At 58.3% G+C, this 12,462-nt stretch carries 9 protein-coding genes; all 9 read left to right on the forward strand.

Annotated elements, in window-relative coordinates; translation table 11 throughout:
- On the forward strand, positions 1 to 1,998 hold the full coding sequence (gene nuoL, locus F617_RS0112460; protein ID WP_019565477.1) for an NADH-quinone oxidoreductase subunit L: 1,998 nt from the start codon (positions 1 to 3) through the stop codon (positions 1,996 to 1,998).
- Complete coding sequence (locus F617_RS0112465; protein ID WP_013635953.1) at positions 1,998 to 3,509, forward strand: NADH-quinone oxidoreductase subunit M; 1,512 nt, start codon at positions 1,998 to 2,000, stop codon at positions 3,507 to 3,509. The genes nuoL and F617_RS0112465 overlap by 1 nt, the downstream gene beginning before the upstream one ends.
- A gap of 18 nt (positions 3,510 to 3,527) precedes the next feature.
- Positions 3,528 to 4,970 carry an NADH-quinone oxidoreductase subunit NuoN gene (nuoN, locus tag F617_RS0112470; protein WP_003512691.1) on the forward strand — a complete coding sequence of 481 codons (1,443 nt, stop codon included), beginning with the start codon at positions 3,528 to 3,530 and terminating at the stop codon, positions 4,968 to 4,970.
- A gap of 26 nt (positions 4,971 to 4,996) precedes the next feature.
- Positions 4,997 to 5,737, forward strand: coding sequence for a biotin--[acetyl-CoA-carboxylase] ligase (locus tag F617_RS0112475; protein ID WP_026330818.1), 741 nt, complete (start codon positions 4,997 to 4,999; stop codon positions 5,735 to 5,737).
- Between the two features lie 207 nt (positions 5,738 to 5,944).
- Positions 5,945 to 7,612 carry a ribonuclease J gene (locus F617_RS0112480; RefSeq protein ID WP_019565480.1) on the forward strand — a complete coding sequence of 556 codons (1,668 nt, stop codon included), beginning with the start codon at positions 5,945 to 5,947 and terminating at the stop codon, positions 7,610 to 7,612.
- Positions 7,613 to 7,760: 148 nt separating this feature from the next.
- Complete coding sequence (locus F617_RS0112485; RefSeq protein WP_003512694.1) at positions 7,761 to 8,066, forward strand: DUF1467 family protein; 306 nt, start codon at positions 7,761 to 7,763, stop codon at positions 8,064 to 8,066.
- 685 nt (positions 8,067 to 8,751) lie between these two features.
- Positions 8,752 to 10,074 carry a proline--tRNA ligase gene (gene proS, locus F617_RS0112490; protein ID WP_019565481.1) on the forward strand — a complete coding sequence of 441 codons (1,323 nt, stop codon included), beginning with the start codon at positions 8,752 to 8,754 and terminating at the stop codon, positions 10,072 to 10,074.
- A gap of 122 nt (positions 10,075 to 10,196) precedes the next feature.
- Positions 10,197 to 11,504 carry a lipoprotein-releasing ABC transporter permease subunit gene (locus tag F617_RS0112495; protein ID WP_003512696.1) on the forward strand — a complete coding sequence of 436 codons (1,308 nt, stop codon included), beginning with the start codon at positions 10,197 to 10,199 and terminating at the stop codon, positions 11,502 to 11,504.
- Between the two features lie 15 nt (positions 11,505 to 11,519).
- The gene (locus F617_RS0112500; protein ID WP_013635957.1) at positions 11,520 to 12,203 is read left to right on the forward strand and encodes an ABC transporter ATP-binding protein; all 684 of its coding nucleotides are present in this window, start codon (positions 11,520 to 11,522) and stop codon (positions 12,201 to 12,203) included.
- Positions 12,204 to 12,462: the final 259 nt, after the last annotated feature.

A 12,462-nucleotide genomic window follows, 5' to 3' on the forward strand; every position in this document is an offset into this window, starting at 1 on the left:
ATGATCTACAAGGCTATCGTCTTTCTTCCCCTGATCGGCTTCCTGATTGCCGGCCTGTTTGGCCGGTCGATCGGCGCCAAGGCATCGGAATATATCACCACCGGTCTGATGATCGTGGTCGCCGTCCTGTCGTGGATCGTCTTCTTCTCCGTCGCGCTTGCCCATGGCGAGCCGGGCGAGGTGATCAAGGTCACTGTGCTGCGCTGGATCCAGTCCGGCGGCATCGACGTTGAATGGGCGTTCCGCATCGATACGCTGACGGCCGTCATGTTCGTCGTCGTCAACACCGTCTCGACGCTGGTGCACCTCTATTCGATCGGATACATGCACCACGATCCGCATCGTCCGCGCTTCTTTGCCTATCTTTCGCTGTTCACCTTCGCCATGCTGATGCTGGTGACGTCCGACAACCTGCTGCAGATGTTCTTCGGCTGGGAAGGCGTTGGTCTGGCGTCGTACCTGCTGATCGGTTTCTGGTTCAAGAAGCCTTCGGCGTCTGCTGCTGCCATGAAGGCGTTCATCGTCAACCGTGTTGGCGACTTCGGCTTCATTCTCGGCATATCAGGCGTCTTCGTGCTGTTCGGCTCGATCAATTTCGAAACCATCTTCGCTGCCGCCAGCACCTATCTGCCGGCTGAAGGTGCAGCTTCCACCGAAACCGTCATCAACCTGTTCGGCATGCAGCTGGACAAGGCCAATGCGATGACGGGCGTCTGCCTGCTGCTCTTCATGGGCGCCATGGGTAAGTCGGCGCAGTTCCTGCTGCACACTTGGCTGCCGGACGCGATGGAAGGCCCGACCCCTGTGTCCGCCCTCATTCACGCCGCAACCATGGTCACCGCCGGTGTCTTCCTGGTTGCCCGCATGTCGCCGCTGTTCGAATTGTCGCATGATGCGCTCACCGTCGTGACGCTGGTCGGTGCCATCACCGCCTTCTTCGCAGCGACCGTCGGTCTCGTGCAGAACGATATCAAGCGCGTGATTGCCTATTCGACCTGCTCGCAGCTCGGTTACATGTTCGTGGCACTTGGCGTCGGCGCTTATGGCGCGGCCGTGTTCCACCTCTTCACGCATGCCTTCTTCAAGGCACTGCTGTTCTTGTGCGCCGGTTCGGTTATCCATGCCGTCGATGGCGAGCAGGACATGCGTTACATGGGCGGCCTGCGCAAGCATATCCCCATCACCTTCTGGACGATGACCGTCGGCACGCTGGCGCTGACAGGTGTGGGCATTCCGGGCACGATGATCGGCTTTGCCGGCTTCTTCTCGAAGGACGTGATCATCGAATCCGCTTATGCGTCCCATTCGGTGCTGTCAGGTTTCGCCTTCACGCTGCTGGTCATCGCCGCGCTGTTCACCAGCTTCTATTCCTGGCGTCTGGCGTTCATGACCTTTTTCGGAAAGCCGCGCGCTTCGGCTGACGTGATGCACCATGTGCATGAATCGCCGATGGTCATGCTGATCCCGCTCTTCATCCTCACCGTCGGCGCGATCTTCGCCGGTGTTGTCTTCGAAGGTTACTTCTTCGGCCATGAATATGCCGAGTTCTGGAAGGGTGCTCTCTTCACGCTTCCGGAAAATGAAATCCTTGACGAGTTCCACCATGTTCCGCTGTGGGTCAAGTGGAGCCCGTTCTTCGCCATGGCGCTTGGTTTTGTCACCGCATGGTACATGTATATCAAGTCGCCGGAGACGCCGAAGCGTCTGGCAGCGACCCATCGCGGCCTCTATCAGTTCCTCTTGAACAAGTGGTATTTCGACGAGCTTTACGACTTCCTGTTCGTGCGTTCCGCAAAGGCGCTTGGCCGCTTCCTGTGGAAGAAGGGCGACGTGGCCGTCATCGACCACTACGGACCGAACGGCATTGCAGCGCGTGTGGTTGACGTGACCAACCGCATGGTCCGCCTGCAATCCGGTTACCTTTATCACTATGCCTTTGCGATGCTGATCGGCATCGCGGCGCTTGTCACCTGGATGATGCTCGGGAGTGCGTTTTGATGACCGATTGGCCAATTCTTTCAACGGTCACCTTTCTGCCGCTCGTCGGCGTGGTGCTCTTGCTGCTGACCAATGAGAACGGCCCTTACGGTCGCCGCAACATTCTCAACGTCTCGCTGCTGACGACCGTTTTCACCTTCCTGGTTTCGCTGTTCGTCTGGATCGGCTTCGATAATTCGAACCCCGGTTTCCAGATGGTGGAGAAACACGCATGGTTCGGCAACATCGCCGCCTATCATCTGGGCGTCGACGGCATCTCCATGCTGTTCGTCATCCTCACCACCTTCCTCATGCCTTTCTGCGTGCTGGCAAGCTGGCAGTCGGTTGAAAAGCGCATCAAGGAATACATGATCGCCTTCCTGCTTCTGGAAGTCGTCATGATCGGCGTCTTCGTGGCGCTGGATACCGTTCTTTTCTACGTCTTCTTCGAAGCAACGCTGATCCCGATGTTCATCATCATCGGCGTCTGGGGCGGCAAGGATCGCGTCTACGCATCCTACAAGTTCTTCCTCTACACGCTGCTTGGCTCGGTTCTGACCATGCTCGCCATCATGGCGATGTACTGGCAGTCCGGCACGACCGATATGACGGAATTGCTGAAATACGGCTTCCCGGCCGGCATGCAGACGTGGCTATGGCTTGCCTGTTTCGCGGCATTCTCGGTCAAGATGCCGATGTGGCCGGTGCACACCTGGCTGCCGGATGCGCACGTGCAGGCGCCGACCGCGGGTTCCGTCATTCTGGCAGGCGTCATGCTGAAGCTTGGCGGTTACGGTTTCATCCGTTTCTCGCTATCGATGTTCCCCTTGGCGTCGGACTATTTCGCACCCTTCGTCTTCACGCTGTCGGTTCTCGCCATTATCTACACCTCGCTGGTGGCGATGATGCAGGACGACATCAAGAAGCTGATCGCCTATTCCTCCGTCGCCCACATGGGTTACGTGACCATGGGCATCTTCGCGGCCAATGTGCAGGGCGTGCAGGGCGCAATCTTCCAGATGCTGTCGCACGGCATCGTGTCGGGCGCGCTCTTCCTCTGCGTCGGCGTCGTTTACGATCGGCTGCATACCCGTGAGATCTCTGCCTATGGCGGTCTCGTGAACAACATGCCGAAATATGCCGTCGCCTTCATGATCTTCACCATGGCCAATGTCGGTCTGCCCGGCACCTCCGGCTTCGTTGGTGAATTCCTGACGCTGATCGGCGTATTCCGCGCCAACACGCTGGTCGCGCTGTTTGCGGCAACCGGCGTCATCCTCTCGGCCGCTTACGCGCTGTGGCTTTACCGCCGCGTGATTTTCGGTGCGCTTGAGAAGGAAAGCCTGAAATCGATGCTCGATCTGTCAACCCGCGAAAAGGTCATCCTTTATCCGCTGGTTGCGCTGACGATCTTCTTCGGCGTCTATCCGGCTCCGGTTTTCGATGCGACAGCCGCTTCGGTCGATCTTCTGGTAAACAACTATACGGCTGCATTGCAGGCGGCGCAAAATGTTGCGCTTTCTATGAATTGACGACAGGACCCGTTGGACATGACCGCTGAAATTCTTTTTGCCAGTCTGCACATCGCGACGCCCGAGCTGATCCTAGCGGTCGGCGCGCTGGCGCTGCTCATGATTGGCGTCTTCTCGGGCGACAAGTCGACAACGACGGTCACGGGCCTCTCCGTGGCCCTGCTGCTCGTCGTCGGTCTCTGGATCGTCTTTGCGCCCGCTTCGGGTGTGGCTTTCGGCGGCGTTTACGTCGCCGATGCCTTCGGCAACTTCATGAAGGTGCTGGCGCTGATCGGCTCGATCACCGCCATGATCCTTTCTGTCGGCCAGAGCCGTTTTGAGCCGGTCGGCCGGTTCGAATATCCGGTCCTTCTGGTTCTGGCGACGCTCGGCATCCTGCTGATGATTTCGGCCAACAACCTGATCTCGCTCTATATGGCGCTGGAGCTGCAGTCGCTTGCGCTCTACGTCGTCTGCGCCATCAACCGGGAAAGCCTTCGCTCCACCGAAGCGGGCCTGAAATATTTCGTTCTCGGTGCGCTCTCCTCGGGCATGCTGCTTTACGGCATGTCGCTGGTTTACGGCTTTACCGGCAATACCGGCTTTACCGAAATCGCCCAGGTTCTAACGGCGGAGACCCGTTCGCTGGGCCTCGTCTTCGGTCTGGTTTTTGTTCTTGCCGGTCTGGCATTCAAGATTTCCGCCGTGCCGTTCCACATGTGGACGCCGGATGTTTATGAAGGCGCGCCGACGCCGGTCACGGCCTTCCTGTCTGCCGCTCCCAAGATCGGCGCCATGGCGATCTTCGTTCGCATCGTTGTTGACGCCTTCCAGCCGGTCTTTGCCGACTGGCAGCAGATCGTCGTCTTCATCTCCATCGCTTCCATGCTGCTCGGCTCGTTCGCGGCAATCGGCCAGAAGAACATCAAGCGCCTGATGGCCTATTCTTCCATCGGTCACATGGGTTACGCGCTGGTTGGTCTTGCGGCGGGCACCGAGGCCGGTATCTCGGGCGTCATTCTCTACATGACCATCTACATGGTCATGACGCTCGGCACCTTCGCCTGCATTCTCTCCATGCGTCGCAAGGAAATCGGCAATGTCGAAAATGTCGAGGATCTGGCCGGGCTTTCGTCCACCAACCCCTTCATGGCAGTTGTTCTGACGATCCTGATGTTCTCGCTTGCCGGCATTCCGCCGCTCGCCGGCTTCTTCGGCAAGTACTACGTCTTCCTTGCTGCCATCGAAGCCAAACTCTATCCGCTTGCCGTCATCGGTGTGATCGGCTCGGTTGTCGGCGCGTATTATTATATCCGCGTCGTCAAGGTCATGTGGTTCGATGAAGCCAAGGGCAGCTTCGAGCGTCCGGCTGGCGAACTGAAAATCGTTTATGCGCTGTCTGGACTGTTCGTCGTCGCCTTCATCGTCTTCGGTGGTGCGCTCGGCAATGCAGTCACGGTTGCGGCAAAGACGTTCTTTTGAGCAATACGCACAAGCATACGGGCCGGATGTCCATCGATGACTTCCGGCACGAGGCGTTGGCGGAAACGCCATCGACCAACATAGAATGTTTCGCCCGGGCAAGGGCAGGCGATGGCGGCAATCTGTGGATCACCGCCATCCGCCAGACTGGCGGGCGCGGTCGCCGCGGCCGGCCTTGGGTGTCTGAACCAGGCAATCTCTACGCTTCGCTTCTTCTCATCGATCCCGCGCCAATGGACCGCATCGGTTCATTGCCGCTTGCCTTTGCGCTCGCTGTCTACCGCGCCATTCGCGCTGTGCTGCCGACGGGTGGCGAACCGCTAGAGATAAAATGGCCGAATGACGTGCTGATCGGGCGCCGGAAGACCTGCGGCATTCTGATGGAAGCCGAACTTCTGCCGGATGGACGCCGCGCCATCGTCATCGGCATCGGCATCAATATCGCCCACAAGCCTGAAAATCCGCTTTATCCCGTCACCATGCTGTCCGAACACGGGGCGTCGTGCTCCCCCGACGAGCTGTTCGCGCATCTCTTCCGCGAGACAGCGGATGTGCTGCAAAGCTGGGATGAGGGCAGGGGCGTTTCCGGTGTCATGGCCGGATGGCGGGCGGCTGCCTGCGGTATCGGCGAACATATCACCGTCAATTTTCCGGATCGCTCGATCGGCGGGCGTTTCGTTGGAATTGATGATAATGGTTATCTGCTGCTGGATGAGGATGAGGGCACAAGGCGCTCCATCGCCGCCGGCGACGTGTTTTTTGGATGAGGTGGACGGCGTGTCTTCAAAGACCCGCGCCGAACCTCTTCCCACAGGTTGGAGCTTTCCTGCTGCTCATGAAAAGCAGGGTGACAGACCGGCTCCGCATCGGCCCGGTCGATCAGATGATGTTTCATGTCCGATGCTGTTAAACGGGCGGCTGGGCGCGGCATATTGCCGTCGCCAGCGCGCTCTCGTGAGTGGATAAGAAGAACAATGACTAAACAGGACGAACTGGTATTTTTGCCGCTTGGCGGCGTCGGCGAAATTGGCATGAATCTGGCGCTGTACGGCTACGGTCCGGAAAACAAGCGCCAATGGATCATGGTGGATTGCGGCGTTACCTTTGCCGGCCTCGATCTGCCTGGTGTCGATCTGGTTCTTCCCGATATCAGCTATATCGCCGAGCAGAAGAAGAACCTCAAAGGCATCATCATCACCCACGCCCATGAGGATCACTACGGCGCGCTGAACGATCTGTGGCCGGGCCTCAACGTGCCCGTCTATGCCTCGGGTTTCACCGCCGGCATGCTGGAGGCAAAGCGCGCCTACGAGGGCAGTCGTGCCGAAATTCCAATCACCCCGTTCAAGGCGGGTGATCGCATCAATGTCGGCCCTTTCGAAATCGAGGCCGTCGGCGTCAACCATTCGATCCCCGAGCCGATGTCGCTGGTCATCCGCACGCCGCTTGGCAATGTCATCCACACGGGCGACTGGAAGATTGACGAGGCGCCGTCTCTCGGTCCGTTGACGGATGAGGCGCGTTTCCGCGCCATCGGCGAGGAGGGCGTGCTGGCGTTGATGTGCGACAGCACCAACTCGCTGCGTGACGGCGTATCGCCTTCGGAGCACGAAGTGTCTGAGGGGCTGCGCCAGATCATTGAAAATGCCGAGGGTCGCGTGGCCATCACCACCTTCTCCTCCAATGTTGGCCGTATCCGCTCCATCGCGCAGGCTGCGGAAGCTGCCGGACGCGAAGTGCTGCTGCTCGGCTCGTCGCTGAAGCGCGTCGTCAACGTTTCGCAGGATCTCGGCATCATGGAAGGTATCAAGCCGTTCCTGGCTGAAGACGAATACGGCTATATTCCGCGCAACAAGGTGGTCGTCATTCTCACGGGTTCGCAGGGTGAGCCGCGGGCAGCCCTTGCCAAGCTTTCGCGCGATGAGATGCGTAATGTGGCGCTGGCTGCCGGTGATACGGTGGTATTTTCCTCGCGCGCCATTCCGGGCAACGAAAAGGCGATCATCGAGATCAAGAACGGCCTGATAGAGCAGGGCATCCATATCGTTACCGACAATGAGGCTTTGGTGCATGTCTCCGGCCATCCCCGCCGTAACGAACTGCTGAGGATGTACGAATGGACCAAGCCGCAAATCCTGGTGCCGGTGCATGGCGAGGCGGCGCATCTGGTGGCGCAGAAGGAACTGGCCGAACAGGCCGGCATTTCTCAGGTGCCGAAGGTTCGTAACGGCAACATTCTGCGTCTGGCGCCTGGTCCTGCGGAAGTCATCAACGACGCACCGCACGGCCGCGTCTTCAAGGACGGCAACCTCATCGGTGACCTCGACGAGATGGGGATCAGCAACCGCCGCAAGCTTTCCTTCGCTGGCCATGTCTCCGTCAATGTGCTGCTGGACAGCCGCTACGACTTCCTCGGAGATCCCGATGTCGTACCTTTCGGCCTGCCGGAATTCGATGATGAGGGCGAGGACATGGAAGATACGCTCTATGACGCCGTACTCGGCGCCGTGGAAAGCATCCCCCGGGCCCGCCGCAAGGACCTTGCGCTGCTGCGCGAGTCAGTGCGCCGCGCCGTACGCGCCGCTGCCAATCAGGCATGGGGCAAGAAGCCGATCGTGACGGTTTTCGTCACCAAGGTCTGAACCGGAAAATCCCGGGTTTTCAAACCGTCACGCCCCGTCATGTCCGGACCATCTCGGACATGACGCAATCGCTGTCCGCGATCGTTCCTTCTCCTCTCTTGCAGCTTTTTATACATCTTGCAGGGAAGTGATTCCGGTTCGCGGATGAATGCGTTACAAGGGGCGCATCACGCAGGAGGACGTCATGCCGCTTCTTTCGGTCTTCGCCATTTATTTCATCGTCTGGTGGACGGTGCTTTTCGTTGTGCTGCCGATTGGCCTTCGCACCCAGGAAGAAGACGGCGATGTGGCGATCGGCACGGTTGCAAGCGCCCCGTCAAGGTTCAGGGGCGGGCGCATCGTCTTGTGGACAACGCTGATATCGGCCTTGATCTGCGGGCTCTGGTACGGCGTAACCTGGTGGTTCGGCGTCAGCATGGACGACCTTCCGAGAATTATCCCGGTTTTCGACTGAGCACTTCACCCACGGCCTAGGATTAAGCGCGCCGCAGAATTTTGCAGCGTGGCGGGCTTCGTGATGCGATTTAAGGCAATATGAGCCGTGCTGCCGTTTTATGAACGGTCGCCACAAGATGCGCCAGTGCTGTCACATGGATGTCATATCAGTCGTGCACACACCATGAGCGTGTCTGGCGGGCAATTCGCTGTCACAATTTTACCGGAATAAGCATTCGGGGTTGTGAACTTCGCCGGAATCAAAAAAAAACAAGGCATTTCAGCCTTGTTTTTCAGGTTTCGCGTGATCTGTAACCGTTACCGGGGCAGCGACAAGCGCGCCTAAGATCGAATCCTCCCAAGACTGACCGCGAAAACGGCAAGAATTTAGACTTCCTGCCTCTTTTGTGAGCTAAAGTTAGCCCAATCACCCATGCTTGTCATCTCATTTTTTGCATATTTGTTACAGTCGGCAAAAAATTCCCTGTGGTGCAATTTGTCGCACCGGATCAAGAATAATATTCCGGCCAAAGCGTTTTGACGCGAATTAGCTATCGCGAAAATGCCGCGAAATCGCCTCGGCAGGTCTTTGCATGGCGGGTTTTCTTCTTGGTCAGAAACAGCTATGTACGGCGCCAATATCCCTCTATTCGGGGCGATTCCCGCGCCTTTGCGTGTTGTTGCCCATACCAATGGAAGTCGTCATGCGTCTCAGCCGTTATTTCATGCCCATCCTGAAGGAAAACCCCAAGGAAGCGGAGATTGTCTCCCATCGCCTCATGCTGCGTGCGGGCATGATCCGGCAGCAATCGGCTGGCATCTATTCCTGGCTACCGCTCGGCAAGCGCGTTCTGGACAAGGTCAACAGGATCATCCGCGAAGAGCAAGACCGCTCGGGCGCGATCGAGCTTCTGATGCCGACGCTGCAGACCGCTGAGCTGTGGCAGGAGAGCGGCCGTTATGACGATTACGGCAAGGAAATGCTGCGCATCAAGGACCGTCAGGACCGCCAGATGCTGTATGGCCCCACTAACGAGGAGATGATCACTGACATCTTCCGGTCCTATGTGAAATCCTACAAGAACCTGCCGCTGAACCTCTATCATATTCAGCTGAAGTTCCGCGACGAGGTGCGCCCCCGTTTCGGCACCATGCGCTCGCGCGAGTTTTTGATGAAGGATGCCTATTCCTTCGATCTCACCAAGGAAGACGCGATCCACTCCTATAACAAGATGTTCGTGGCTTACCTGCGCACCTTTGAGCGCCTTGGCCTGCGCGCCATTCCCATGCGTGCCGATACCGGCCCGATTGGCGGCAATCACAGCCACGAATTCATCATTCTGGCCGATACCGGCGAATCCGAAGTCTTCTGCCACAAGAGCTTCCTCGACCGCGCCATCCCCGCCGATGATACCAACTTCGACGACGTCGCAGCCCTTCAGGGCGTTTTCGACGAATGGACGGCCGACTATGCCGCCACCTCGGAAATGCACGACGAAGCTGCTTATGACGCCATTCCCGACGGCGAGCGCCTTTCCGCGCGCGGCATCGAAGTCGGCCACATCTTCTATTTCGGCACCAAATATTCCGAGCCGATGGGCGCCAAGGTGCAGGGTGCTGATGGCAAGGAACACCCCGTTCACATGGGGTCCTACGGCATTGGCCCGACACGCCTTGTTCCCGCCATCATTGAAGCATCGCATGACGAAAACGGAATCATCTGGCCGGCTTCGGTCGCTCCTTTCGATGTCGTGATTATCAACATGAAGGCAGGTGACGCAGCCTGTGATGCGGCGTGCGAAAAGCTGTATTACTCGCTCTCCAATGCCGGCAAGGATGTTCTTTATGACGATACGGACGACCGCGCGGGCCAGAAGTTCGCGACTGCTGACCTGATCGGCGTGCCGATGCAGATCATCGTCGGCCCACGTTCGGCAGCGAACGGTGAAGTCGAGGTGAAGGATCGCAAGACCGGCGACCGTGAAACCGTCACAATCGAAGCGGCAATGAACAGGGTGCTTGGCTAAGCGCGAAATGGTGAAAGTGACGAGCGGTTTTCGCCTGAAATCCGCTCCAGCTTTATGAGATCAAGATCAGGGGTCGGTTTTTTGTGAAAACCGGCCTTTCAAGTTCAGATCAGGGAGACGACATGGCAAAAGCCGAGGCTGACAAGGGTGCGGCTCCTTCCGCCCGGGAAAGGACCGCCCGGCCGTTTTCTGCTTTCGAGCGCATGGTGGCCTGGCGCTATCTGCGGTCGCGGCGCAAGGAAGCGTTCATATCCGTCATCGCCGGCTTTTCCTTCGTCGGCATCATGCTGGGCGTCGCGACGCTTATCATCGTCATGGCTGTCATGAACGGTTTTCGCACGGAGCTGATTTCGCGCATTCTCGGCATCAACGGCCATATGATCGTCCAGCCGATCGACCAGCCCTTCAACAATTACGATGAGCTGGCGAAGAAGTTCTCCGCCATTCCGGGCGTGACGATGGCCCTGCCGCTGGTAGAGGGGCAGACATTGGCCTCCGGTCGCGGTGGCGCCGGCTCGGGTGCGCTCGTGCGCGGCGTTCGCCAGGACGATATCGACAAGATCAAGGAAGTCGCCACTAACGTCAAGACCGGCGATCTCGTCGGCTTCATGGCGGGCGACGGGGTTCTGGTTGGCTCAAGGCTTGCCGCACAGCTTGGCGTGACGGCGGGTGACGATATCACCCTCATTTCGCCTGAAGGCGATGTGACGCCGATGGGTGTCAACCCCCGCGTCAAATCCTACAAGATTTCGGGCGTCTTCGAGATCGGCATGTCGGAATATGATGCGTCGATGATCTATATGCCGCTGTCCGAAGCCCAGCTTTATTTCAATGCCGAAGGCCTGGTGCAATCCATCGAGCTTTACGTCAGTCGCCCCGACAATGTAGACGGCATCCGCCCGCTGGTGGAGCAGGCAGCTGAGCGGCAGATCTATATCACCGACTGGAGACAGCGTAACCAGACCTTCTTTTCCGCCCTGCAGGTGGAAAGAAACGTGATGTTCATGATACTGACGCTCATCGTTCTGGTGGCGGCGCTCAACATCATTTCCGGCCTCATCATGCTGGTGAAGGATAAGGGCAGCGATATCGCCATTCTGCGCACCATGGGCGCCAGTTCCGGCGCGGTTATGCGAATCTTCTTCATGACGGGAGCTGCCATCGGTACCGTCGGCACATTCGCCGGTGTGGCACTTGGCGTCATCGTCTGCCTCAATGTGGAATCGATCCGGCAGTTCTTCTCCTGGGTGTCAGGCACGGTGCTGTTTGATCCGCAGCTCTATTTCCTCAGCCAGCTTCCGGCCGAAATGGATATCAGCGAGACCATTACCGTCGTCATCATGGCGCTGACGCTTTCTTTCCTGGCAACCATCTTTCCGGCATGGCGGGCTTCCAAGCTCGATCCGGTGCAGGCCCTGCGTTACGAATAAGGACCGCTTCACAATATGGCAAAAAAATCAGTGCTGCGGCTTACCGGCGTCGAGAGGACCTATGGTCAGGGCGAGACGTCGCTCTCCATTCTGCGCAAGGCCGATTTCGAGTTGAAGAGTGGTGAGATGGTGGCGCTTGTTGCCCCCTCGGGCACCGGCAAATCCACGCTGTTGCATCTCGCTGGGCTTCTCGAACATCCGGATGCTGGCGAGGTTTTCATCAATGACGCGCCCTGCAATGGTCTGCCGGATGAAAAGCGCACGGCGATCCGCCGCAGCGACATCGGCTTCGTCTACCAGTTCCATCATCTGCTGCCGGAGTTCACGGCGGTGGAGAATGTGATGATGCCGCAACTCATCGCCGGTTTGACGCAGGGCGAGGCCCGCAAGCGTGCGAGCGCGCTGCTCGATTACATGCGCGTCGGCCATCGCGGCGAACATCGCCCGGCTGAGCTTTCCGGCGGTGAACAGCAACGTGTGGCGATTGCGCGCGCCGTTGCCAACGCACCGCTCCTGCTTCTCGCCGACGAGCCGACCGGCAATCTCGATCCCGAGACCGCGCATTACGTGTTCGATGCGCTGGAGGCGCTGGTGCGCCAGTCCGGCCTTGCCGCACTGATCGCCACCCATAATCACGAGCTTGCCAACCGCATGGACCGCCGCGTGACGCTTGCAGACGGCAAGATCGTAGACTTCTGATCGTGATGCAGTAAGGCGACCATAACGCCGCCTTTGCGATCTTTTCTGCGGCTGAGTCTGTCTACGGTCAGGTTTCCCGCGAGGCCACCCGTCCTTCCACAATTGAATTTTCACGAACCCGGAGGTGTTTTTGCCTCCGGGTTTTTTTGCTTTGGAGTCAGTGGCTTGCCATTCACGAAGGTGGAACCGCAGCCGATTCTGCCGCGTTAGCAAGGAGACTATCAATAAAAGCCTGTTGACAATCGAACAAAATGAGAAC

Origin of the sequence: Agrobacterium sp. 10MFCol1.1, from assembly GCF_000381165.1 — a bacterium.
GTDB classification, from domain to species: Bacteria; Pseudomonadota; Alphaproteobacteria; order Rhizobiales; family Rhizobiaceae; genus Agrobacterium; species Agrobacterium tumefaciens.